20 protein-coding genes are annotated in these 25,800 nt (G+C 45.1%); 16 read left to right on the forward strand and 4 right to left on the reverse strand.

From position 1 onward, the window contains the following. The first annotated feature begins 149 nt into the window (after positions 1-149). On the forward strand, positions 150-1,073 hold the full coding sequence (locus RIE73_RS00965; RefSeq protein WP_446399394.1) for an Rpn family recombination-promoting nuclease/putative transposase: 924 nt from the start codon (positions 150-152) through the stop codon (positions 1,071-1,073). Between the two features lie 120 nt (positions 1,074-1,193). Here RIE73_RS00965 and RIE73_RS00970 read toward each other — a convergent pair whose 3' ends face one another. Continuing rightward, positions 1,194-1,733: a hypothetical protein gene (locus RIE73_RS00970; protein ID WP_446399395.1), complete on the reverse strand. Its 540-nt coding sequence runs from the start codon at positions 1,731-1,733 to the stop codon at positions 1,194-1,196. A 40-nt stretch (positions 1,734-1,773) separates the two neighbouring features. On the opposite strand from RIE73_RS00970, the gene RIE73_RS00975 reads away from it, so the two are divergent. Together RIE73_RS00975 and RIE73_RS00980 are read left to right on the forward strand one after the other, a co-directional pair. Further along, positions 1,774-2,733: an MDR/zinc-dependent alcohol dehydrogenase-like family protein gene (locus tag RIE73_RS00975; RefSeq protein WP_446399396.1), complete on the forward strand. Its 960-nt coding sequence runs from the start codon at positions 1,774-1,776 to the stop codon at positions 2,731-2,733. Between the two features lie 8 nt (positions 2,734-2,741). After that, a complete protein-coding gene (locus tag RIE73_RS00980) occupies positions 2,742-2,987 on the forward strand; it encodes a hypothetical protein (RefSeq protein WP_446399397.1) in 246 nt (81 codons plus the stop codon). A 175-nt stretch (positions 2,988-3,162) separates the two neighbouring features. Here the strand turns inward: RIE73_RS00980 and RIE73_RS00985 are convergent, their stop codons facing one another. Both RIE73_RS00985 and RIE73_RS00990 read right to left on the reverse strand, forming a co-directional pair. Beyond that, complete coding sequence (locus tag RIE73_RS00985; protein ID WP_446399398.1) at positions 3,163-3,768, reverse strand: hypothetical protein; 606 nt, start codon at positions 3,766-3,768, stop codon at positions 3,163-3,165. Positions 3,769-4,481: 713 nt separating this feature from the next. Next, a complete protein-coding gene (locus RIE73_RS00990) occupies positions 4,482-6,110 on the reverse strand; it encodes a DUF2079 domain-containing protein (RefSeq protein ID WP_446399429.1) in 1,629 nt (542 codons plus the stop codon). Between the two features lie 272 nt (positions 6,111-6,382). On the opposite strand from RIE73_RS00990, the gene RIE73_RS00995 reads away from it, so the two are divergent. Next, positions 6,383-7,084: a hypothetical protein gene (locus RIE73_RS00995; protein ID WP_446399399.1), complete on the forward strand. Its 702-nt coding sequence runs from the start codon at positions 6,383-6,385 to the stop codon at positions 7,082-7,084. Between the two features lie 194 nt (positions 7,085-7,278). On the opposite strand, the gene ribBA is transcribed toward RIE73_RS00995, so the two are convergent. After that, the gene (gene ribBA / locus RIE73_RS01000; protein ID WP_446399400.1) at positions 7,279-8,949 is read right to left on the reverse strand and encodes a bifunctional 3,4-dihydroxy-2-butanone-4-phosphate synthase/GTP cyclohydrolase II; all 1,671 of its coding nucleotides are present in this window, start codon (positions 8,947-8,949) and stop codon (positions 7,279-7,281) included. An 89-nt stretch (positions 8,950-9,038) separates the two neighbouring features. On the opposite strand from ribBA, the gene RIE73_RS01005 reads away from it, so the two are divergent. The 12 genes from RIE73_RS01005 (at position 9,039) to RIE73_RS01060 (ending at position 25,779) form a co-directional block, all read left to right on the forward strand. Next, the gene (locus tag RIE73_RS01005) at positions 9,039-9,191 is read left to right on the forward strand and encodes a hypothetical protein (RefSeq protein ID WP_446399401.1); all 153 of its coding nucleotides are present in this window, start codon (positions 9,039-9,041) and stop codon (positions 9,189-9,191) included. After that, positions 9,182-10,543 (forward strand): hypothetical protein, encoded by a 1,362-nt coding sequence (locus RIE73_RS01010; protein WP_446399402.1) that lies wholly within the window; start codon positions 9,182-9,184, stop codon positions 10,541-10,543. The genes RIE73_RS01005 and RIE73_RS01010 overlap by 10 nt, the downstream gene beginning before the upstream one ends. A 73-nt stretch (positions 10,544-10,616) precedes the next feature. Beyond that, positions 10,617-11,060: a hypothetical protein gene (locus tag RIE73_RS01015; RefSeq protein ID WP_446399403.1), complete on the forward strand. Its 444-nt coding sequence runs from the start codon at positions 10,617-10,619 to the stop codon at positions 11,058-11,060. A gap of 94 nt (positions 11,061-11,154) precedes the next feature. Beyond that, positions 11,155-17,307, forward strand: coding sequence for a hypothetical protein (locus RIE73_RS01020; protein WP_446399404.1), 6,153 nt, complete (start codon positions 11,155-11,157; stop codon positions 17,305-17,307). A gap of 30 nt (positions 17,308-17,337) precedes the next feature. Beyond that, complete coding sequence (locus RIE73_RS01025; RefSeq protein ID WP_446399405.1) at positions 17,338-17,916, forward strand: hypothetical protein; 579 nt, start codon at positions 17,338-17,340, stop codon at positions 17,914-17,916. A gap of 219 nt (positions 17,917-18,135) precedes the next feature. Further along, positions 18,136-18,381 carry a hypothetical protein gene (locus RIE73_RS01030; protein WP_446399406.1) on the forward strand — a complete coding sequence of 82 codons (246 nt, stop codon included), beginning with the start codon at positions 18,136-18,138 and terminating at the stop codon, positions 18,379-18,381. Positions 18,382-18,466: 85 nt separating this feature from the next. Then, complete coding sequence (locus RIE73_RS01035) at positions 18,467-18,613, forward strand: hypothetical protein (protein WP_446399407.1); 147 nt, start codon at positions 18,467-18,469, stop codon at positions 18,611-18,613. Then, positions 18,601-18,861 (forward strand): DUF4926 domain-containing protein, encoded by a 261-nt coding sequence (locus RIE73_RS01040; RefSeq protein WP_446399408.1) that lies wholly within the window; start codon positions 18,601-18,603, stop codon positions 18,859-18,861. Before RIE73_RS01035 ends, RIE73_RS01040 begins: the two co-directional genes overlap by 13 nt. A gap of 137 nt (positions 18,862-18,998) precedes the next feature. Next, a complete protein-coding gene (locus RIE73_RS01045; RefSeq protein ID WP_446399409.1) occupies positions 18,999-19,292 on the forward strand; it encodes a hypothetical protein in 294 nt (97 codons plus the stop codon). Continuing rightward, positions 19,243-23,952: a hypothetical protein gene (locus tag RIE73_RS01050; protein ID WP_446399410.1), complete on the forward strand. Its 4,710-nt coding sequence runs from the start codon at positions 19,243-19,245 to the stop codon at positions 23,950-23,952. Before RIE73_RS01045 ends, RIE73_RS01050 begins: the two co-directional genes overlap by 50 nt. A gap of 6 nt (positions 23,953-23,958) precedes the next feature. Further along, a complete protein-coding gene (locus RIE73_RS01055) occupies positions 23,959-24,552 on the forward strand; it encodes a hypothetical protein (protein ID WP_446399411.1) in 594 nt (197 codons plus the stop codon). A gap of 54 nt (positions 24,553-24,606) precedes the next feature. After that, positions 24,607-25,779, forward strand: coding sequence for a YbjN domain-containing protein (locus RIE73_RS01060; RefSeq protein WP_446399412.1), 1,173 nt, complete (start codon positions 24,607-24,609; stop codon positions 25,777-25,779). Positions 25,780-25,800: the final 21 nt, after the last annotated feature.

Raw genomic sequence — 25,800 nt, forward strand, 5'->3', positions numbered from 1 at the left:
TCGTTTAAAGATAAAATTAAACTATCTTCTATAGCTGTTGTCATTAAGGTTAGGACTTTCTTGAATCGCACAAAGGACGACGTAGCCGTAAAAACCCTTCTGCCTTCTGCCTTCTGCCATATCACTTCAGGATAAACAGGGAGAACATTATGAGATTTATTAATCCTAAAGTCGATTATGCCTTTAAAAAAATATTTGGCTCTGAACAAAGTAAAGAGATATTAATCAGCTTTCTCAATGCTATAATTTATGATGGCGAGACAGTCATTCAATCCTTAACTATTTCCAATCCTTATAATCCTGGTCAAGTACTCAGTTTAAAAGATACGTATTTAGATATCAAAGCCATTTTAGCCGATGGTTCGATTGTCGTCATCGAAATGCAGGTCGCGGCAATGGCTGCGTTTAACAAACGAGTGGCTTACAACCTAGCCAAAGCCTACGCGAATCAGTTGGTTACAGGGGAGGATTACCCGCTGCTCAAGCCAACCATAGCGGTTACGATTACCGATTTTATTCTGTTTAAGCAAACAGCCGATGTGATTAACCAATTTGTGTTTCAAGAAAAAACGAAAAAAATTGAAGTCCTCGATCAAGAATTGCAGCTAGTCTTTGTGGAATTGCCAAAATTCCAGAAAACTCTCTCTGAATTAAACAGTTTAAGTGATAAATGGCTTTATTTCCTGAAAGAAGCTGCCAGCTTAGAGGATATCCCAGACAGTTTAGGGCAAGTCTCGGAAATAGAATTAGCGTTAAATCTAGCTAACCAAGCGAGAATGACTCCAGAAGAGTTAGATATCGTCGATCGACGGGGGATGCTCTTGCAAGATGAAAAAGGGCGGATTACTTACGCAAAAGAAGAAGGAAGAGAAGAAGGAAGAGAAGAAGGAAGACTTCAACAAACGATCGCGCTAGTGATGCGTTTACTTCAAAAGCGTTTTGGCGAAATCCCAGCGGCAATAACTAGCCAAGTTGAAGACCTACCGTTGGACGATTTGGAAAAGTTAGGAGAAGATTTTCTCGACTTCACCAGTCTAGACGATTTGGTCAGTTGGCTGGAGGGGCGTACTTAAGTTGAAACAACGGCGCAAATGTAGAAACGTAGCAGGCTACGTCTAGGAGATAGGGAAGATGAGGGAGATGGGGAAGAGAAGAATTTTCTCGGCACAACCATGAACAATCAACAATCACCCCTAATCAATCACCCGATCCAACGTTTGACGAATCATCTCCCGTTGCTGTGCATCATACTGCCAACGTTCCAGAAAGGTCTTATAATTTCCCTGTCCGGTTATGGCACTTTCCCGTAATGCCACCAATTTGTCCTGAACTTGAGGCAAGTTAACCCTCTCAATTAAATGCATCGTGCGCCGTCGTACTCGATCCGATCCTTGCGCCATCTCTTCATTCTGATTGCGACGGTGAGTCATAGCCATCCCGGTTGACATGGCTAAATTTTTCACCAATAGTTCCGCCACGGTATCCGGCGCAGATTCCAGGGCTTGAATGATCTCTGGTGCAGGAGTATCCGCTAACCTATCCTCAGCCGTGAGGTAGGTGACAAAGAAGCCTCTGGCACCATTTTGGGTTTGCACGAGTTGGGCGATCGCACTCGCCGCGTCTACCGGGGAGAGTTCACCGGATGACAGTTGCCTGATCAGGGATTGAGTCTGTGCGATCGCGTCTTCAAAGGTAATGTCTTCTGGAATATCCACGTTGTCCCATCTGATCATAAAATGCTAATCAAGTTATCTTGATCCAAAATTAATTCCCATGCAAGCACTTTGGCTGGAAAACAATCAACTGCGACTCCGCCAAGACGTTCCCATTCCTCAACCCCCACCGGGAGAAGCCTTGGTGCGAGTTGTGCAGGCGGGTATCTGCAACACGGATTTGGAATTAATTCGAGGCTATTACCCCTACAAGGGTATTTTAGGGCATGAATTCGTCGGTGTAGTCGAACAAGGACCGACCGAGTTACAGGGACAACGGGTTGTTGGCGAGATTAACGCCGTCTGTGGGCAATGTCGCTATTGTCAACGTGGACAATCAACCCACTGTGAAAATCGCACTGTACTGGGAATTGTCAACCGCCATGGGGCATTTGCCGACTATCTCAGTTTACCCATCGAGAACTTGCATCGAGTCCCCAATAATTTACCCTCGGATTTGGCGACATTTACCGAACCCGTCGCCGCCGCGTTGGAAATTCAGCAGCAAGTGACGGTGAGTTTGACTGAACGGGTGTTGGTGGTCGGCGATGGTAAACTGGGGCAATTAGTTGCCCAAACCCTTGCCCTAACTGGATGTGATCTGTTCGTGGTTGGGCGTCATCAACATAAGTTGGCAAATTTATCGGCACGCGGGATTAACGTGGGATTCGCCGATGCGATCGCCAAACGGTCCTTTGATATCGCTGTAGAGTGTACCGGAAATCCGGCTGGATTTGAACTTGCCCGTCGCGCCTTACGTCCACGAGGGATTTTAGTCCTGAAAAGTACCTACGCGGGTCAATTAACCTTTGATGCTTCATCTCTAGTTGTAGACGAAATTACCCTAATTGGGTCGCGTTGTGGTCCGTTTGCCCCCGCCCTTGAGTTACTGGCGTCAGGACAGGTGGATGTGAAACCTCTAATTCAGGGTCATTATCCGTTACGAGACGGACTTAAAGCCGTTGAACAGGCAAAAACTAAGGGCGTGTTAAAGGTTTTGCTGGATATGAGTGATCAGTAGTTTGTCTTATGTCTTATGTCATACTCGCTACCCGAAAAGAAGCAAGCTACGTCATTGGTCTTTGCTTATACTCGCTTCCCGAAAAGAAGCCAACCAGATGGGTGTTCAGGATAAAAACATGGGGGATCAATTCGGATCGATATTTAGCCGGGAGTGATGAGTTATTTGGCTTCGCGATCGCGGGTCATGGGTTATATACTTGGGGAAACACGATTCAGGCGGCGAAACGTCAAGACATATCGTTTGTTTCCTAAGTTCGTAGTTGCGCTTGTAGTTGCGCTTTAGCGCCATCAACGTTGGCATCACCCCCTACAATTTATGATAGATGCCAGGAAATAAATTTCCGGCTGAAAGCTTAAGTAAGCTAAAGCTTACTACATTAAACGCTTTTCACCCTGCCCTCTAGCTGCTGTCTTCTTACTTCTGCCTTTATCCCTGCTGTATCATCCACACCAAAAAGGCTAAAATTTGCTCAACGGGTGGGAGGGGGTAAATGATCAGATCAATCGTAACTGTAGTATCTTCCAGTTTAAGAAATTGCCACTGGTTGCCATTACTAACTGTACCATAAATACATTCAAGCGGTTTTTCCTTAGCGATATTAAATTTCTGGGCAGCCACCATTTCCGCCACACATTGACCAATTCCCGATTTAAGGTTAGCTTGTTTCGCCTCCACAATCACAACCGCTGGGGCTTCAATGTCTAAAAGTTCGGGGGAACGACTGATCAGGAAGTCACAACGTCCATTAAGCCCCAGTGATTCATCGACGTTAAAGTCTTCGCCAGAAAATAAACTAATTTGACGGTTCAAAATGCGCCGCACTTCCACTAAAACTGGGCTAATAATTAATTCAGATCGGGCTTTCTCACTTCCTGTCGCTACAGCGAGAGGGAGATTTTCGTCCAGAATGGCGGCTAAGATAGAACTGGGTTGAATCGGGTCAATTTCCGGCAAAAATCTAATCCCTTCTGCTGTCGTGAGATTGAAGGCTTCTTTGGCTTTAGCAAGCGTGGTGAATTGACTGTATGGCATTGTTGTCTTATCTGATCAAATCAATGCTTAAACCAACGTTGTCTAAGTTTAGACTTACTGGAGTTGAAGTAATCATTGCCATGCCATAAACCCATAGAATACCGACCCGTTGAACCTTGCATATCCTCTCATATTAGCAGATAGGAGTTAGACTCGCGATCGCACCAATTATTAAACCCCGATAACGTAGTTTGTGGTCGCCCTGACAAGACGATCATAGGGGCATCCGACTGAGATAAGCAAAACTTTTAGTCTTTACGCTTACGTTTTAATCATTTAAAGTTAAGCAAATTTAACACGGGCAGAAAACATCACGGGTCGATCCTGATTTGATCAGGGTTTGAGGTTGTAGTACAATGTTAACTTAATCCTGTATTGTGCTGTTTTTATGGCAAATTTTTAACCTTAAACGCTTTAAAGCCTTATAAATACGTTATTTTATCCCGTAACACTGCGGCAAACGTGAAATACGACAAGCATCTTACATGACCCAATTTCCTCGACTCAGACCGAGGTAAATTTGACAAAAAAGCATTTTAATGCATCTGACGTTTAATTAAAAAGGGACAACTGGGGGGAATGGGAATGCAACTCAGCAAGAGTTAGAGTGAAGTGCGATCGCATAACTATAGCCAAGGATTATTTCACAAAATATTTTTGCTGATTTCCCTATACGAATACGCTTGACCTGACCGATATCTGTATCAGACGTTTTATGTTGATAAACGGTTAACCAATTGTTTCCGAAACACTAACCACTTTTCCATAGCCTCAGAATTAGAATCGACGCCGTTTTGCAATAAAATCACCCCATCCTCAAACCCAATAATGCCATACTCCTGCTTTGCCGTTACCTGATCAATGAGCGATACCAGCGACGCCAAGAGTCCTCGTTCCTGATCAAACGCTACCTGATACTGCTGCAATCGCCAAAGGTCAGCAATCATATAATCTACCTTGATGACCTCTTGCTGATCATTGCGTAGCCTTAAATCCGGTAAGCGAATAATTTCACGGCGACTAGAGAGATGGGGAATAATATAAGTTGTCGCCGAAACACTCGCATCTGGTGGAATTTGACTAACTAAAGGACGCATTTGTTGCACATGTCGCCACTGTTGGGGTAATGAGATATGGACCCACGGATCAAAAGAATCCGGTAACATAAAATAAAACGCCCGATTTAACGCCGAAGCGCTAGATGTATAGGAGAAAAATAGCGTCAAACTAATACAAAAAATCCAAAAATATCGAAAGCGCGATCGCCTGTATAACTCTTGATGCTTTGACCACCAGAGAATCGCCCCATAAAATAGCCCTGGCACTACCGTCATCGCATAGCGAATATTAATCGCCAGTACCGATTCACCCTTACCTAAAAATAACTTGAGTAAAGGAAATCCCGCTATCATCCAAGACGCGGGGGAAATCGCGGGTACAAACGCCAACGGTAACCATTGCCCCAATAAATAATTCAACGTGCGACCCAAGGGTGTCACCAATTCCACCAACACCCGCCCCGGATTACTCACCATTCCCCAGATAATCTCTAACGTAGACGCCTCATCCCCTGAAGCATATTGACCGAATCGTTCCATCATAAACCGCTGCGAAATATCCTCGGAAAATAATGGCATAACCAGATTCGTCAGTAGAATTATATAGCCAAAACTTAAGCTACAAACCGCTAACCCAATCCGGGGATAGCGCCGACTCAGGATTAAGTACACGCCCACACCAAATAATCCAATTCCCGCATCTTCGCGCACGGCTAAAAGTAAAACGGCTAATAGCCAAAACAGCCACCAGCAGCGTTTTTCCATCGCTAGCAGCAGTCCGAAAACCAATAGGGGAATCTGGGAAATATCGTGAAAGTTCGATAACGTTGGACCAATAACCGCATTCGCGCAGTAAAAGCTAACTGTAATCATCCCAGCTAAGGTTAGTTCCAGATACTCTTGTGCGAGAAAATACAGAACTAAACCCGCCGCCGTGACCAATGTTACCTGCAATACAGTTAACGTTGCGGGTGTAGGAAATAAAGCATACAGGGGTAACCAAAGTAACAACGCTGGCGTAAAATGTTGTCCCAAACGATGATAATCCACCCTGGGAACCTCTCCCTGATGAACGACATTCGTCGAAAGTTGTGAGGATAAGGAACTCTCAAAAAAACGCCCATGCAGGTTATTCCAGAAGACTTGATTAAAAATACCTTGGTCGTAGGAGGAATAAAACGTATAGTGTCGATGTAAGCCGAAAATTAACGCCATACAAAAAAAAGCGAGTGCCGCCGTAATCGCTAATCGTGATCGAGAAACCTGAGAAAATTTGAATTGCATCATACTAAATCCGGCTTAACTCCCCCCTTTCACTAGGGACAAGGCAGAAGGCAGAAGGCAGAAGGCAGAAGGCAGAAGGCAGAAGGCAGAAGGTTCCAAGGAAAAAGTACCCAAGAGATAAAGGGGGATGGCAAAAGCGGATTTGCTATGACTCACCCACCCATTAGACCAAGAGAAAAATTGTATCGTAAATCAACAGATTCTGTTCCTTGTTCCCTGTTCCCCGTTCCCCATTTTGCTACCATAGCGGCAGTCCCCTTGCTGATTGTAAGATGATCAAGAGAATTCCCTTAAGCTTATGCCTGTTGAGTGGCATCCTATTCACAGGTAATCCGATTAATGCGGCTACACCCGTAACTTCAGCCTCGACAGCATCCCTGCCGATACCCCAAACGATTTCCCAAGCCTCCACCTCGGCAAATGTCAAGCTGTTACTCGAAGACTTACCTGAGGGATTCCAGGAACTTCCCCCCGAATTAGCCGCCTCACTTGCCTCTCAGTTTAGACTGTTAACCCAGCAATTCCAGGAAGCTAATTTAAACCCAGAAAATTTATTCGCCTTTGTCAATCCCGAAAACTTGCAAATTGTTCTAGGATTTACCAGTCCCCTTAGCGAACCGGATTGGGTCAACTTTGATACTACCGTACAACAGTTACAGCAACCCGAAATGCAACAGTTGCTGGTTAGCCAACTGAAGCAACGATTGCAAGGGATGGGAGAAATCAACGTTTTGGAATATAAACCCCTCCCAGAATTGAATAACGTGGCAGATACCTCAACAGGCTTTACCTTAGGCATCGATATGGAAGGAACCCCCCTACAGTTAGATATGGCAACCTTTCGCCGAGGTGGAATGGTTGCATTCACAGGGGTGATGTATGTAAATGGACAAATGCCATTAATTCAAGTTGGCGATGTTGCCCAAAAGCTTGATAGTCGTATTGTCCAAGTTTCAGACAAAATCCCCCGGTAGCTACCAATAACCTACCGGGAGAGACTCAGCATTTTCTGTTTGATTTCAATTGTAGATTTAAGGACACCGATCAAGAATCCGTACAATTCAGGAATTTATGATCGTTGGTTTCCAGAAATCGTTAAAACTACGGGTTGACAAAAAAACATATTAATGATAGGTAGTGAATACTATTGACCAAGGACAAATAACCATTACCGCTCAAAACTGTAGATTTTTTGCGTGGTTAAATTCTCAAATACACGGGAGGGACACTGACTCAATGAGAACATTTGCCGATCAAGCTGAACTTGTAAACTAAGCAGGGGATCGACCCCAGTAGAGACAAGAAATTCTAGGCGTCCCAGTTGCGACCAGGTACTGAGTGTATCTAAGATCTTGGCGATCGCAACGCAGTAAGGATGATGGCTATCTTTGTACCAGTCGGGTTCTGCTAAGTTAGCTTGATCAAAGCCCAGGTGAACAATTAAAGACGGTTTCCCAAATAGTGCGATCGCCACAGGACGGGCCTCTTCCTGTAACAATAGGTTATGGCTTGCGGCTAAATGTCGCAGTTTTTCCAGTCGTTCATACCGTTCCGTCACCGATTGCGGCGCATCGAGCCACTGAATTCCCACGGTGACTAAATACGTTTGTAGCAACAGATGCCCTAGTTTCTGTGCCTTGGTGGCTAAATAGATCGAGTTATAGTCATTGGATTCAATCAACAGGGGGACGCGATCGACCACCTCAATCCCATATCCCCTTAATCCCGCAATCTTACGCGGATTATTGGTAATCAAGCGAATTTGCTTGACACCAATATCATTCAGCATCTGCGCCCCCATGCCATAGTTCCGCAGATCCGCCGGAAATCCCAAGCGTTCATTCGCTTCCACCGTATCCAATCCCATATCCTGGAGGGAATAGGCTTTCAGCTTATTCACCAAACCAATCCCGCGTCCCTCTTGACGCAAATACACCAGCACCCCTTGACCCGCTGTCTCAATCATTTTTAATGCGGCTTCGAGTTGCTGACGACAATCACAGCGTAGGGAACCCAAAGCATCTCCCGTGAGACATTCCGAGTGCATCCGTACCATCACGGGTTGGTCTGGAAACGTTTCCGGATCACCCTTGACAATTGCCACATGTTCTGTATTGTCCAAGGTATTACGATAGCCGTAAATTTTAAACGTGCCAAACTGCGTCGGCAATTTAGCCACCGTTTCCCGGTAAACGAAGCGATCGTGTTGCAGGCGATAACTAATTAAATCAGCAATGCTAATCAGTTTGAGATGATGCTGTTTGGCATACTGAATCAACTGGGGCAAACGCGCCATTGACCCATCGGGATTTTGGATCTCACAAATCACCCCGGCTGGGTATAATCCTGCCAATCGCGGTAAATCCACCGCCGCTTCCGTATGACCCGCCCGCTTGAGGACCCCTCCTTCTCTGGCGCGGATCGGGAAAATATGACCCGGACGACGTAAATCACAGGGTTTAGTCTGGGGATTAATCGCAATTTGGATGGTTCGCGCCCGGTCTTCTGCCGAGATACCCGTTGTCACCCCCAAATGGGATGCTGCATCAATACTAATCGTGAACGCCGTTTGATTGCTATCGGTATTTTTGGTTACCATCAATGGTAAATCCAGGGCATCCAGGCGTTCTCCCATCAGCGCCAGACAAATCAAGCCCCTGGCTTCCACCGCCATGAAATTAATCATATCCGGTGTGGCAAATTGGGCGGCGCAAATTACGTCCCCTTCGTTCTCCCGGTTTTCATCGTCAACCACCACCAAAGCGCGACCGGCTTTGAGGTCGGCTAGGGCTTCATCGATCGAGTTGAATTCAAACAAAACAGTTTCAGGCGATTCCACGTCAAAAGCGCGAGTGCTAGACCCTTAAGATTTATAGAGTAAGTTACTTTTCGATTGTATCCCGTTTATCTGGGTAGAGAATTCTAAAGATGCAAGAGTTCCCCCAGAAGGGCGGGTTGGAGTTATGGGTTTGTGCCGGAAGTTCAAGAAATTGTATGTTGGAGTATTGGTCGAAAAGGGCGATCGCCCGTTGGTTAAGTTTTCTGAAGTGGGGTAGAATGCGATCGCCTGTTTGGGGGTAGGCTTAAAGATATTTTCTGCTACCCATCTCCTAGACGCGATCGCGCCGACTGGGAAGAACAGAAAAGAACAGCGTCAATCAGGGGAACCTCTGGTAATGTTTTTCCGAGAACCCATCCGCAAACCCAATTTCTCACCCTTGAGTCGGAAGTCCGCGCCGAATCCATTGCAGCGACGCCGTTTCAAAGTTCCGAAACCCCAAAAACCTGTGGTGCGACGCTCATCGGAGGAACAGAGGGCGTTTTTACAACAGAAACTGGATCAGTCAGCCTTTGTCGGCTATAACGGTCTTAATGTCCCGGTTAATGTCCCTCAAACCCCACCCCCGCAACCTGTACAGGAGAAGTCCACTGATGCAGGGTTAGAAGATAACGCTCAACAGCCAGACGTTCCAGAAGCTGAAGCGACAGAGAGTCAGGAAGAAGAGACGGTTCAGCGCCAGGAAAGTTCAGAAGCCGAATTATCACAGAATCCCGAATCCCCTGAAAAAGAAGCAGACGGAGTTGCTGTCACCCCGGCTCAACCTTCAGCAGCAGAGAGTGGAAACAACCCATCCCCAAAACCGAATTTACAAGCTCAACGGGAAAGAATATCGCGTTCGAGTTCCAATTTGCTGACTATTCCCGTTAACACTCAGGGGAAAGCGTCTCCTGTGGTGCAGAGGAAGGTTCTCTCAAGTGGGTTAGGAAAAGAGCAAGGAAATCAATTAGATAATAATAAATCAAGAAGTGAGCGTAGAACTGAGCGGAGAACTGAAAGAGAAGTTGAATCAGATAGGCGACGCCGCCGTCCAGAAGGTGGCACAGGTGGGGGAGGACACTTAGAATCGGATTGGGCAGGTCGATCTATATTGTATCGTTATCTTACAGGAGGTGGAGACTGGCATATTAATAATGAGTCCAATTGGTCTAGTTATATGAAGGCAAATGAATCTTTGCAGCAGACACTACAGTCAAAGGTGCTTGAACTGGCTAAGACCATGGGAACAGGTTCGGGAAACATTTCTGAAACGTTTCATGTAAGTATTGAGAATGGAGAGAGTATTGTTGGCTATCAGTATCTACATGGGACAAATGCCAACGTAGGAGACTTTCAAATTACGGGAACTTCATCAAGTGTTTCTGACGCAGGTGGCACAAGAACTATAACTCTAGATCTTTCCTATACTTGGAATGATGTTATCGATCCTAATCCTCAGTATACAACAGACAACATCAAGAGTTTATTTGCCGAGAGAATTACTCTAGGAAGAGCAGAACCCTACACTATTCATATCACTTGGAGTTCCCAGTCTGTTGTGGAAATTGATGCCTCAGGAAACGTAATTTCTAGTGAAGGATGGCCCCTTAATTAAAGTTATAAATCATGGTTCATCTGAAACAGAGTGCTTATAAAGCTGAATCGATAATAATGAAGAGGCTTTGCTTATGAACAAGACAATAGTCTTTTTTAAAAAACTATTTTATAATTTATTGGTTGTATTGATTGTTTTAACAAGTTGCCAGGAAAAAGCAATGGTTCTACCAGCAGAAGTTGCAACAGTAGAAAACCCTGCTATTTCACCATCAGGGAAATATACTCTTGTTATAGAAAGTAATAAAACTTCTGATCTTCCTTATCAACAATTCAAAATATTAGATCAGGAGCAAAATGTTTTGTACACATCATCTGAACAATTTGATATACGTCATACAACCTATTTCTTGTGGGGAGCAGATGACCGTGTTTGGGTATATTCTGGCGATATAGGAACTTTTTTCTGGGAAAATGAGCCAGACACAAAAGAATGGCAGCAGCACGTATATGCGCGTAGTGATGTGCCAGCACCTAGCTATTTAAAGGAGCAAAGACCTAGATTACATCAGCGTTGAACCCTTACTGTTCTCTGTTCTCTGCTACCTGTTCTCAAAAAACGATCGCCCGTTGGTTAAGTTTTCTGAAGTGGGGTAGAATGCGATCGCCTGTTTGGGGGTATGCTTAAAGATATTTTCTGCTACCCATCTCCTAGACGCGATCGCGCCGACTGGGAAGGACAGAAAAGACCAGCGTCAATCGGGGGAACCTCTGGTAATGTCTTTCCGAGAACCCATCCGCAAACCCAATTTCTCACCCTTGAGTCGGAAGTCCGCGCCGAATCCATTGCAGCGACGCCGTTTCAAAGTTCCGAAACCCCAAAAACCTGTGGTGCGACGCTCACCGGAGGAACAGAAGGCGTTTTTGCAACAGAAACTGGATCAGTCAGCTTTTGTCGGCTATAACGGTCTTAATGTCCCGGTTAATGTCCCTCAAACCCCACCCCCGCAATCTGTACAGGAGAAGCCCACGAATGCAGGGTTAGAAAATAACGCTCAACAGCCAGACGTTTCAGAAGCTGAAGCGACAGAGAGTGAGGAAGAAGAGACGGTTCAGCGAGAGGAAGGTTCAGAAGCCGAATTATCACAGAATTCAGAATCCCCTGAGAAAGAAGTAGACGGAGTTGCTGTCACCTCTTCTGAACCATCAGCAGCAGACAGTGGAAAACAGCCATCCCAAAAGCCGAACTTACAAGCTCAACGGGAAAGAGCATCTCGTTTGAGTTCTAATTTGCTGAATATTCCCGTTAACACTCAGGGGAAAGAGTCTCCTCCGGTGCAGAGGAATGTGCTTCAGGATGGGTTAGAACAGTATCATCCCAAAATAGAACAGAGAACTCATTCTGTCTTCAATGGATTAAATCGATTTAACGTTCAGCCATCGAGTCAGCCAGAAACGGTTCAGCGCTCATGTTCCACCTGTGAGCAGGAACAAAAAGAGAAAGAAGAAGAAAAGCACACAGGAACCATCCAGGCGAAAGCTGATATAGCGAGTGCTAGGGGTTTGAATAAAAACCCATTATCGTTACAGGGAGATAACCTCACTCCTACGCTACAAGCTAAGACGATTGAGGAGCAGGAGTCTCCAGCTACATCCAACAAAAATCCGTCTCAACTATCTGTAGATAAGAATTCCCCGCCACTTCCGGCTAAAGAACTTCCACCGCCTAATACTCAAACAGCCACAGGTGCAGAATCTCAGCCAACGGAAACTTCACCAGATGTTGCAGAAGCTAAGGTGGATAAGCCGTTAGTCACAGAGACAGAGACTCAAGCGGTACAAAAACCTGCTCCGGCTGAACCTCAATTATCGAATCCACCCCAAGGGAAAATCGAGCCACCTCCTCAAGCCGAACCCACCACAGACGCGAAACTGGAAGCACAAGGTACTAAAACTCAACCTGAAGTTGCGCCAGCACCCAAACCTGAAGCCACCACACCCAAAGTACAAGATAATTCAACTGAATCCCCCGCTACCCCAGCACCCTCCACAGAAACCCAACCCGAAGCACAAGGGGGTACAAATAAACCCGAAGTTGCGCCAGCATCCAAACCCGAAGCTAAATCCAAAGCACAAGATAATTCAACTGAATCCCTAGCTACCCCAGCACCCACCAAAGAAGCTAAACCAGAGACAGAAGGTACTGCGCCTCAACCCGAAGCTGAATCCGCAGCGACTGAAACTGAAGGGAAAACTCAACCCCACCGAAAAGCGGCTGAAACTCCGGCTAATACGGAAACAGCCAATACAGGTGCTGGAGGTATCCAAATCCCTGATTTAAGTCAAGCCAATCAGGGGACATCTTTAACGGCTATGTGGCAACAGCAGCAGGATCAGATGGATAATACTGATCAGAGTGCTGCTCAAACTATTGATCCGAGTCAAGAACCCAAAGCGGCTTTAGAACAAGTATTGCAGCAAGCCCAACAAAAAATTGCGGCGATTCCTCAACCTGGGACAAATGCACCCAAATCTGAACCCTTACCTAAACCGCAAGTTGAGCAAATTAACAAACCCGCTAAAGAAACTCCTCCGGCGACAGAAACTCCTCAAGTTACAGCAACTCCCGATATTAAAGAGGGTGCGACACAAACGCCTCAAGTAGAAGACAAACCAGCAGATGTCGCTCCGGCTGAACCGAAACAAGACGCAACGCCTGAGCCTGCGACTGAAGCACCGGAACCAGCGGAACCGGAAAAACCCCAAGTACAACCAGAGGAGAAAGCACCGCCTGAAACTAAACCTCCATCTGAACCAGAGGTTAAGGAAACGCCTGAACCGAAAGCTAAAGACACTAAACCTGCTGAAGTCGAGAAAAAAGCGGTAGAACCAAACGTTGAGGAAGACGTTGCACCTGGGGAAGAAGCTGTGGCGGTAAAAGATGCTGAAAGTAATGCATCCGTTAAGCCAGTTGATGAACAGCAAGTTAAATCCGGTCAAGTTGTTCAAAGAAATGTTATTCAGGATGTTGGTAATGCCATTAGCGATGTAGCTGGAGATTCCCTTGATTGGGCAAAAGGGCTTTTAGATTCCCTTGAAGGGGAGGCTAATAGTAAGAAGGGTGATTTACAAGCGGAGTCTGAGGGTAAAAAGTCAGAGGTTGATAACGAAGCAAGAAATAAAGGGGACGAGTTAAACTCTGAGGGTAAAACCAAGGGAGATGAGTTAAATTCTGAGAGTAAAGCTAAGGGGGATGAGTTAAACGCTGAGAGTAAAACCAAGGGGGATGAGTTAAACGCTGAGAGTAAAGCTAAGGGGGATGAGTTAAACGCTGAGAGTAAAGCTAAAGGCGATGAGGTAACGTCTGAGAGTAAAACTAAGGGAGATGAGTTAAACGCTGACGGGAAAACTAAGGGAGACGAGTTAACCTCTGAAAGCAAAACTAAGGGCGATGAGGTAACGTCTGAGAGTAAAACTAAGGGTGATGAATTAACCTCTGAGAGTAAAACTAAGGGAGACGAGTTAACCGCTGAAAGCAAAACTAAGGGGGATGAGTTAACGGCTGACGGGACAACCAAGGGAGACGAGTTAACTTCTGAAAGCAAAACTAAGGGCGATGAACTGCAAGCTGAGACTCAAAGTACCGTCCAAGGATTACAAACGGATGAAGCCAGCCTGCAAGATGAAACAATTGCCGAACAAGAAACTCTAGAGAATCAAGTTAGTCAAGAAGTACAAGGGATTCAAGCGCAAGCCACGGATTCGGCGGGTGAAGTTGAACAAGGTTGGTCAAAATTAGAGAAAGATGCCAAAGACACGATATCTTCTTTAGATGGTGAAGCTGGGGAATTATGTGCTCGCTACCAAGGTAAAGCCCAAGCGTTTGTCAATAATCTTGACAATTTCCCTAGTAATGCGGCTAAACAATTAGGTCAAGCTTGGGAAAGCCTGAAACAAGAAGCACAGGAAGCATGGCTTAATTTCATGCTCAAGGCTAACCCGGTAATTAAGGTAGTTAGCGAAAAATGGAATCAATTTAGTAATTGGGCGCAGGAGGATGTTTGGAATCCTCTGACTCAAAAGATTGGCACAGCTACGCAATGGGTACAAGAACGAGTCGGTGCAGTTGGTCAATGGGTTAACGAAAAATGGTCGGTTTTAAGTGGTAAAGCCAAGGAAGGCTGGAACTTTATCCAAGATAAAGCGGGTCAAGCCCAAGAGTTTGTGGCTGACAAGGTGAATTCGGCGCGTGAATGGATAGGGGGTAAAGCTCAAACGGCTTGGAATTGGGTTGATGAGAAGACAGCAGGTGCAAGAGCGTGGGTTGGTGAGAAGGTTGATGGCGCTAAAGCGTTCGTTGGTGAGAAAGTTGATGGTGCGAAAGCCTGGGTCGGAGAGAAGGTTGATGGCGCTAAGGCGTTTGTTGGTGAGAAAGTTGATGGTGCGAAAGCCTGGGTTGGTGAGAAGGTTGATGGCGCTAAGGCGTTCGTTGGTGAGAAAGTTGATGGTGCGAAAGCCTGGGTTGGTGAAAAGGTTGATGGTGCGAAAGCCTGGGTTGGTGTAAATGTAACGCCTGCGGTTAATTGGTTGGCGGATAAAGGTAATGCTTTCTTGTCCTCTGTCAAGGAAAAAGGTCAGGCGTTTGCATCAAGTGTTCGTGAAAAAGGAAGTGCCATTTTAGAATGGTTTTCCGGAAAAGTCAATTCGACTATCTCTGGCTTGGAACGAGCTAAAGATTCCGCCGTCTCTGGTTTACGGAGTGAAGTTGATAATAGCTCACAATGGTTGGAGCAAAAGAGTAGTAGTATTGCCACTTTTGTTGAAGAGAAAGGAAACAGTGCGGCAGATTTGATTGATGAGGGAAGCACTCATGTTTCTAACTTTATTGAAGACAAAGGAAACCAAACCGCCACATTCATAGATGAGAAGAGTAGCGATGTTGCCAACTGGTTAGAGGATAAAAATAGTACGGCGGCTAATCTTGTCGAAACGGCGGGTAATAATACAGCAACGTTTATAGATGACAAGAGTAGCAATGCATCTAACTTGGTTGAGGAGAAAGGAAATGGTGCAGCAACGTTTATAGATGACAAGAGTAGCGGTGCGTCTACCTTTATTGAGGATAATGGAAATAAAGCATCTGAATTCGTAGACAACTATGGACATAAAGCTGTTGATGTCGTAGATAGCGCCGGAACTTACGCGATTGATTTCATCAAGAATCCTAAACAAGAAGGGAAAAAACTCCTTAACCAAGCGGGTGAAGGGATTCAAGCTGGATGGAAATGGTCTAAGGAAAAGGTAGGTCAAGCGGCGGATTGGTCAAAAAATCAAGTCGATTGGGTAGCTGGAAAGGTTGATGAGAATGTTATTCAGCCTGCTGCTGGTTGGTTACAGGAACAATGGGGTAAGCTTCAAGGTTGGATGGAATCTACTTTTCCGGGTTTAACTCGTTGTTGGAAAGTCTTCCAAGAATATAGCACTGTCTTTACTAAGTATCTGCGACAAAAAGCCGAGAAGGTTGTTAAATGGTGGAACGAAACCTACCCTTCAATTAGTGCTTGGGGACATGGTATTTTAGACGTTGTAGGAATTGTTGGAGATGCCTTCCCAGGAGTTGGAACCGTTGTAGCTATTGTAGCTGATATTCTCAATACGATTTGGTATGCCGCAGAAGGTGACTGGGTTAATGCTGGATTATCCGCGATCGCGATTATTCCTTATATTGGTACGGCGGCTAAAGGCGGTAAGTATGTTAATAAAGGTCTGAAGTATGTAGATGACGTTATTGGATTGGTGCGTAAATATGGCGATGATGTCATAAACTTGTTTAGGAAGTATGGCAGTAAGATTGCTGACTTATTTATTAAATATGGTGATGAAGTTATCCAGGTATTTGCCAAGTATGGTGATGAAGCAGTAGAATTATTTTCCAAGCATGGTGATAATGCTCTGAAGTGGTTGAAGAAACAAGGAGGTAAAGTCTCAGATTTTGGCAAAGGCAAGTTAGATGACTGGCTTGGGAATAAGTCAAAACGAGAGATTGGCGAAACTGGACTCAAGGGAGCTGATGATGCAACGGCGAATGGAAAGCCGATGAACAATCCAGTTAATATTAGTCAGGCGGTGAAACTTGGGGATGAAAATCACACATTATCGGTTCGTCAGGTGGGTGGTAAGCAGGCTCTCTATCTCTGTAGTAAGTGTAAGCCGCTGTTAGATAAAATTAATGAGGGTTTGAATGATCAAAATCTATCTGATGCAGTAAAGCTGCAACTCAAAGGACTACGTAAGCGAGTGAAAAAATTTGATCGTTCATTAAAAGGTCAGTTTTCGGAAGAGATAATTGAACAGGAATTGCAGTCGTTCAGCCGAGAGTTGGGAGAAATTAGTGAGAGTACTCTTCCAATAAAAAATAAATTCCCTGACGAGGTTCTTGATCCTAACGGCAAAATTTTTGGAGAAGTTCAAGTAGTCAATGGAAAAGTTTATTTAGACGGACGAAATATTCCTCGGAATGTTGATTTTGTAATTACTACAGATAACCGTTTGATAATAGGACGTAAACATACTACTCTATCAAACAATGCAAATGTATTAGCGGCTGGGCAGCTCAAAATTAATGGACAAGGAAAAATTACTAGAATGGATAACCTCTCCGGTCACTACCGTCCAACCGTTCAAGAAGCTTCTAGAGTTCCAACTTTATTGAAAGAAATGGGTTTTAATATTAGTAGTAGCAAAATAGAGTTATACCGTTTTACACTTAATTCAGATGGAACGGTGAAAAATATGAATAGAATAATAGATGAATCTTTGGAGTAGTTGAAGTAGTTTTCTTAGTGATTGAAAAAGATGCTAGATATCTTAGAAAGAATGTATAGTGGCTATGGTTTTGACAATGTGGTGGGAATATCCTACTTTAATAAATTTCTGGATGAGTTAAGAGGTTATAGCTTTTCAGAAATATTTGCTTTTCAAGCTAAAAGATATCCCTTGCGCTATGTATTAGATTTTCTTCTATCAACTCCTTCTCTGTGGACTCAGTTATCAGATGTAGAGTGGCTCGAGATCATGAATTCTATGAATCCCAGACCATGTCCCCTTAAATTGAGCCTTGACAATGGGCATTTTTCCGATATACATTTTCTAGCTAAGTACATTCGAGTTAATTCAATTGAAGTGTTTTTGCGTCAAAATAGCTTTAGCGATTTAGACAAAAATCATGTAATTCAGTATTGCCAAAGGGACGTATATTCCTTGTTAGCCGATGAAATTGACCTAGAAGATTTAGATGGCGACTACTTTATGAGTGAACAAGAGATAAGATGCGTTCAATCCCGGCTCACTTCTGGTGGTGTTTTTAGTGAGTTTAATTTCAATGAAGATGAACTGATTAGTTATTTAAAAAAAGAAGAAATATTCCTGAATTAACTACAACAGCAAACAGGTAAATTTACTGTTAAATTCTTTGCCATATCTGCTAAATTTCCTATCAAATAACCAAACTAATATTTAGGCAAAAAAATAAATGATACTTTTGAAGCGAGAGAGAAAAATCTAATTATTTAGATAGTTGCAAAAAAATAATAAATTAATTATAAAATTAACTCAATAGGTCTAATTTTATACTGTTAATTCATCAGAATGATCATGGAAAACGAAAACGACCAAATCCCAACCCCACCTTCCCCTAAAACCCTACAACAAGAATACCAAGAAGCCTTGTTAAAATCTGGCATTCAAGCCGCTAAACTACTCAATGAGTTGATCGAGTTAAAATTAATGCCAGATCCCCGTGCTAAAGAAATGGTGGATGTCGCTTTGGAGGTGATAAAAATAATTCATTCAGCCCCGGAAGAAATTGTCAACTTTAAAGAAAACAATGATCAGCCTTAAGGATTACTTGTGAACTAAGCAAATTAACAATCCATCAACCCTTGTATTAGTCTTTTGCCGATACGATGACAGGAAAACTCCCAATGTGATACCTGAAGACATTCCCTCAACACAACCAATTTTTGCCGCCATCGTCAATTTCTTCACAGAAGACAATTGGCACTATGCCCAGCTAGAAGAACAATCAGCCACGCTTAATATCTGCATTTATCAAGTGATATGGAAAATCTGAATTTGCTGGATACAATTGCCACCTTAAAACCGATTCCCTTGAAGCGGTTGCACTTAGTTGAATCTGACTATGTAAGGCTTGAAAACTTACCAGTCGGACAGGTAGGTACGGTTGTCAATATTTATGATCAGCAGGAAGAACCTCACTATTTAGTTGAGTTTGCTGATTTACAGGGGCGGGAATATGCAATGGCTACATTGAAACGAGACGAAGTTTTGATACTGCACTATGAACTTTCAGTGGCTTAACAAGAGCAGGATTTACACCGTGAAAAGTCACATTTTACATTAGATTCGGTTGGGGAAGGCGTTGCACCCTCTTTGGTAACAACGGGGGATGTTAAGTTTTCCTAAGATGAGTGAAGTGCGATCGCCTGTTTGGGGGTATGCTTAAAGATATTTTCTGCTACCCATCTCCTAGACGCGATCGCGCCGACTGGGAAGTACAGAAAAGAACAGCGTCAATCGGGGTAACTTCTGGTCATGTCTTATCGGGAACCCATCCGCAAACCCAATTTCTCACCTTTGAGTCGGAAGTCCGCGCCAAATCCGTTGCAGCGACGCCGTTTCAAAGTTCCGAAACCCCAGAAACCTGTGGTACGACGCTCACCGGAGGAACAGAGGGCGTTTTTGCAACAGAAACTGGATCAGTCCGCTTTTGTCGGTTACAACGGTCTTAATGTCCCGGTTAATGTCCCTCAAACCCCACCCCCGCAACCTGTACAGGAGAAGTCCACTGATGCAGGATTAGAAGATAAGGCTCAACAGCCAGAGATTTCGGAGGCGGAAGCGACAGAGAGTCAGGAAGAGGAAACGGTTCAGCGCCAGGAAGGTTCAGAAGCCGAATTATCACAGAATCCCGAATCCCCTGAGAAAGAAGTAGACGGAGAAGCTGTCACCTCTTCTGAACCCTCAGCAGCAGAGAGTGAAAACAACCCATCCCAAAAACCGAATTTACAAGCTCAAAAAGAAAAAGTATCTCGTTCGAGTTCTAATTTGCTGAATATTCCTGTCAAGGCTCCAGGAAAAGAACCACCGTCAACGCCAGAGGCTGAGGCAACTTCAGAGCAGGGAGAGGAGACGATTCAGCGAGAGGAAGTTCCAGAAGAAAATGTATCACAGAATCCAGAATCCGCTGACACAGAGGTAGAGGGAGAAGCTGTCACCCCTGCTCAACCCTCAGCAGCAGAGAGTGAAAACAACCCATCCCAAAAACCAAATTTACAAGCTCAAAAAGAAAGAGCATCTCGTTTGAGTTCCAACTTGCTGAATATTCCCGTCAATACCCAGGGGAAAGAGTCTCCTCCGGTGCAGAGGAAGGTTCTTCAGGATGGGTTAGAACAGTATCATCCCAAAATAGAACAGAGAACTCATTCTGTCTTTAATGGGTTGAATCGGTTTAATGTTCAGCCATCGAGTCAGCCAGAAACTGTTCAACCAAAGGAAAGTAGTTCCGAGGAAAAATTACAGCAGTTATCAGAAGGGGAAAGTCTTAAGAAACAGCCATTACCGGATGCTGAGGTAGAGTCGAGTGGTGCATTTGGGTGGGAGTCGATTGATAACAACAAGCAAGGAAACCCATTTCTGGAAGCAGAGGCAGGAGTTGAACCGCCTCAGGCTAAAAAACTTTCTAACGAACTTCCCGATATTCCCCCGAACAAGAACTTAATTCAACCTCTGAGGGAAGAAGAAACGGCGGATGAAATGGCGCAGGAGAAGCCAAATCAGAAACAATCTGCTCCTGCACCGCCTAAAGCGCAACCGGAAGAAGCTCAACAGGCTCAGACTCCAGCGACTAGAGACAGTGGCGTAACAGAAACCTCAACAGTTGTTACCAAAATAGATAGTCAGACTACTACTGAAGCAACGGAATTACAGGGTGGCACTCAGCAAACGACTTCAGCTAGTCCTGCAAGTAGTACGCCTAATGAAGGGAGTGCCAAGGCTCCTGTCTCCCTTCCAGAACAGCCAAACGCTGAAGCTGTAGTTTCTCAATCCACGGGAAGAGCAACTCCACAGTCGAATGGTGCGGCGGTTAAGCAAGCGGCTCAACCTCAGTCGGATTTAGGAAATCTCGGTGGGTTCTCTGGTGCATCTCTGGATAATGCTTTTACTGCTGATGCTACCTCAACCACTGAAGCGGGTGCGGAGCAATCTGGAGTAGGTATTGATGCACTCTTGCCTATCGTTGATCAGGTTTTTAATCAATTCATTGGTTCTAGTAATGCTGAGTTTGACCAGAAAGTTGCAGATATAGAAATCTTGGCACAGGATACGCTTGCCCAGATCGAGAGCGCGGCTCAAACGCTCATCAGTCAGCTTACAAGTGCTTTTGCCGAGGGGCGCACGACGGTAACAGAAGCGTTTGCTCAGTCCCGTACCGAGGTTGAACAGTCGAAGACGAGTGCCAAAGGCAAACTTACCCAGTCTGTGGATGCGGCACACCAAAAGGTGGACGCTAAAAAAGAAACCTCGGACACCCAGGTGGATACGGCTGTTGAGCAGACGACGTCTCAACTTCAGTCTCAAGTAGAAGCGGTGCGTGCTGAAACTAACGCCACCAATGCCCAAACAGATTTACAATCCCGTGCCCAAGCTGTCAAGAGTCGCTATGCTGGAAAAGATGCTCAAGCTGAAGTCAACTCAGCCGTTGATGACGTAGCCAACCGTTCTACTTCTGAGTTGCAAAGTCAATCCGGTGTTGCTGCGACTAACCTGGATGGTGTTGAACCTGAAGCTGTTCAACGCTGGCAAACAGAGGGTCAGACTGCCCATCAGCAAATAGAAACAACTGTTCAGTCCGCTAAAACGGCTATCGAGCAAGGCAAGTCTGAAGCCGAACAAGGGATTGAAACTAAAGTGGCAGAGCAACTGGCTTCCTTTGATACGGCTGAGGCTGAGTCTTTGAGTAAGCTTGACACTCAAGAAGCTGAACAAGTAGCAGAGGCACAAGCTAAGGGTAATGTTGCCCGTCAGGGTTTAGAGCAGAACAAGGAATCTCAACGACAGGAATTAGAGAAGGGTCGCAATCAGACCACGACTTCTACGGAAAATGCTCGTGCAGAGGTGGCTGCCCTCTTGGAAGAAAACCCTGATGCTTCAGTCGATCCCGTTGCTTTCCGTGCTGCACTGGAAAATGCAACAGATGGACAGCTTGAGAGTTTGAAAGCCACATTAGATGGTTCTCAGGCTCAGGTTCAGGGCGGATGGCAGCAAGAGGCAGATAACTTTACCAGCCAGTCTGCGGCGGCGGGTAGTGATGCCACAACTCAAGTCAATGAGGGTGCGAACACTACAAAAGTGACTCTCCAGGGTCAAGTGACTCACATTGAGGGAAATTTGAATAATGTTGCGACCAATACAGGGCAGAAGATAGTGGGGGTGGGAGAGCAGTCTGCTACCGCCATGGATCAGACTGTTCAACAGATGCAAGGCGGTTTACAGCAAGGACTATCTAACGTTACCGACTCTCTCAACGAAGGTCAAGCCGCTTTTCAAACTAGCAAAGATAGGGGAGTTAGCCAAGCTAGTAACTCCATGGAGCAAGCAGCACAGGAAGCTGACAAGAGTTGGTGGGAAGAAGCTTTATCTGCAATTGGTTCTTTCCTTAGTGACCTCTGGGATGGCATTGTCGGTGTGTTTGAGGCGATCGGCGATGCCTTGCTTTGGGTGGGCAAACAACTTGTTAACTTAGTGTGGGGCTTCATTTGGGGAGAGGTTGTCTTCGACGATGTTTGGGGTGCAGAGGTCGTTGCTTTCATTGGAGATTTTATTGCTGGTGTCTTAATCATTGGTGACATCCGCGACATCGTGAAGTGGGGCTTTATCAAACCTGTTCTCTTTGGTGAAGGCTACAGTACGGAAAACTGGCTGATGATCGGAATCGCAGCTTTTGGATTAATTCCACTTATTGGTGATGCAGGGAAGGTAGTTAAAGGCATAAAAGCTTTGCTTAAAGGTGGTGCCAAGCAAATTGCTCAGGAGCTAGCCGAAAAGCTAGGAAAAGAAATTGCGGATCGTCTCCTCAAGGAATTTACAGAGGAAGTAGCTGAACGCTTGCTCAAAGAGTTAGGACCTGAACTGCTCAAAGACCTTGTGGAACAGTTGGGAGAACGCACACTTAAAGAATTAGTAGAACAATTTGGTGAAGCTGGGGTCAAAGAACTTGCTGAAACTTTAGGTGTCAATGGTCTCAAAGAGCTAATTGATAAGTTGACCGTTAATGGTCTTAAGGAACTGGTGGATGCCTTCACTATTGCTGGTGTTAAGGAGCTTACAGAAACCTTTACAGTAGCAACCCTGAAAGAGTTAGTGACTTCTTTTGGAGCACAAGGGCTGAAGCAGGCTTGGAATGCAGTAGGCAAGGCTACTTTCTCCGAGATGGTGTCCGAATTCGGTGCGACGGCGCTTAAAACTGCCTGGGATGAAATTGGCGAGCAGGGTATAAAGATACTGACCAAAGATCTAGCCGCCTCCACCATCAAGAAGTTGTATGATGACCTCGGTGGTCTTGCCCTCAAAAACCTCACAGACGGACTTTCCGGCAACCAAATCTTCGAGCTAGTTCGCAATCATGGACTCGATACGAACTACTTGAAGTCCCTTGCTGAGGTAACTGGCTCTGGTCGCAGCCTAGCTAGAGCTATTACTCACTTTGGTAGTGCCGGTGACCTAGCTAAAGTTCTCTTGAAAGCCCACACATCCACCATGTCAGCTACGGTTCTCAAAGAGTTCTTGGAGGCGTGTTACACAACTGGTTTCAAGCAAATAGGAGAGATTGAGAAGTTTTTTGACTATGTAATCAAACACGGCGGTTTAAGCGATGATATTTGGCGGAGTGCGATTGAGTGGGGTCAGAACTTTGTCCGGGAAAGTGTTGGTAATACAGCCAAGTATGGGGGACGCACCGTATCGGACGCGAGTGCGCCAGTGCAGCGTACTCTACAGCTTGCTGATGGATCTACAGTGACTGTAACCTTAAATAATGATGATGTACTTCACATGGCGAGCCGTCACACATGGGAGTTCTTCGCGATGGTCATGTCAAACGTCAAGCCTAGCAATAGTATGTGGCCCTTGGGTACTAAGCAAGCGGATGTGTTCAATATGGCTACCGATGCTCTGAATTCAGCCGAGGTTGAAGCTCTAGTTAGAACAATGATGTCAGGAGACAATCAAATAGTTGAGGTGACGGTGAACGGTCTGAGGCACGAGGCACGTATTGCACTCAATGGTCCGAATGGGCTAGTATCCCTCTATCCGTTGGCAGGTGGTGCTGGTGTAGCAGAGGTACCGAAAAACTTAATGAAGGCTGCTATCTCTTTATGGAAAAGTTTGTAGACGCTTATGTTGCATCTTTATGTGTATGATCCGAAAGATGATTTTGACGAAGAGCTTCCTCCCAGTGCTTTACCTATATCGGTTTACCTGGAACAACAACCGGGTTGGATACCTGCCCTGGAAGAGACTTGGCTAGTGCTTGAGGTGTCAGGTGGAGAGCCACTGACCCAGCTAAATCCCTTCGGGTTGTTAGACTTTCTAGTGCCACAGCTAGAAGAAGCAGTGAGGCGGTTAGAGGCAGGAAAACTAGCTCTTATTCGTTCGGCGGGAGATTGGACACCCTTATTTCTGGCTCTGGAACCAGAGGGTGAGGTAACTCGGTTGTCTGCACTGGCAACCCTTCCACGTCCATGGAGTGCGTACTACCCATTGAGCAAGTCACCATTTTTCACCCCTGAGTCAGTAGATCAGCGCGAGGCACTTTATACCTATGTAGAAGAGCATCGAGGGTTACTCTGTCCAGGGCAATCAGCAAGTAAGGCTGAGCGGGCGTTGCAGGGAGTGGAACTGCCGACCGATGAACTGGTGCAGTCTCTGCGGGAGGAAGCACAAAAGGGTCGGCATTTATTGGAGATTTTTGTTGATAAAGGCGAAAAGTAGCCTCTTTTGAGGGACAGCTAATAAAAAATCTTAATCAGCTTCTGAGTAATGAAGATGATGAGCGTTGGTTGGTTCCTACCAAAGCAATTTATTTTTTATCACATCATGGATAATGAAAATAACTCTTCTCTTTGGACAACTGTCAGCCTGAGTCATTATTTTCTGATTCCGAATAACCAAGAACTTCCTAATGGAAACTGCATCATTCTTACAAGTAGTGGCAATAAAAAGACAGTTGATCTAAATGCGCTTGCTCCCTTTGAAATAACTGAAGACGCCGCCAAGAGCCATGTGCAGGCGGAAATGAGCCACTCCCTAAAACAGGCAAAAAATGGCTTATCCAACTTCATCGTTATGGCAGCAGCGCAAGCTGCCAAAGAAAATACCTTTTCTACCACTCACTCCCAGTCAGGAGCCAAACTTGTTGCCGCACTCCTAGATATTACTCCCGAAGAAGTCCGCAATAACCCAGAATCGGCTAAAGAGGAATTGCGTCAGGTATTGGTGACTACATTTGGAGAAGTTATCCAAGGGGTTACCTCCAAGGACTCAGCCAAACTTGAAGCTGCCCGCACTCGGATGCATAATCTGCAAGTCATTCTGCAATCTCAGGGATTTGAGACAAGTAAAATTCTGGAAAACTTTCCAGAAAAATTGCCGGACAAGTTGCTGAATTTAGTCGCAAAAACAACTCCCCATGAATCAACAAAATCAGTCGCCAATGTCTTGAGAAACTTAGCTGAAAAGAATCTAGAAAAAATACCTAAAAATAAAACTTCACCACGATCTATTTTTGAAGCAATGGTCAATTTTTTCCAAGAAGACAATTGGCACTATGTCCAGCTACAAGGACGGTCAGTCTTACGCCTAGCGTTTGAGGGAAAAAATGGCAAATATGATTGTTATGCCCAAGCGATAGAAGAACAGCAGCAATTCATCTTTTACTCTATTGGTTCGATTAAAATTCCCAAATCTAAGCGCCGAGCGGTAGGAGAGTTTCTATCGAGAGCCAATTATGGCATGATTATCGGCAATTTTGAATTGAATTTCGATGATGGGGAGATTCGTTACAAGACTAGCACTAATGTCAAAAATCAGTCTCTTGATTCAGACACCATCAAACAGTTGGTTTACACCAATGTGAAAATGATGGATGAATACCTCCCTGGTATCATCGCTGTCAAGAGTGGAGTGTCGCCAGCCGATGCGATTCGCGATTTGCCATAGTTGAGGATAATTTGACCCCTC

The sequence above is a fragment of the Coleofasciculus sp. C1-SOL-03 genome (assembly GCF_040220555.1).
Classification (GTDB): domain Bacteria; phylum Cyanobacteriota; class Cyanobacteriia; order Cyanobacteriales; family Coleofasciculaceae; genus Coleofasciculus.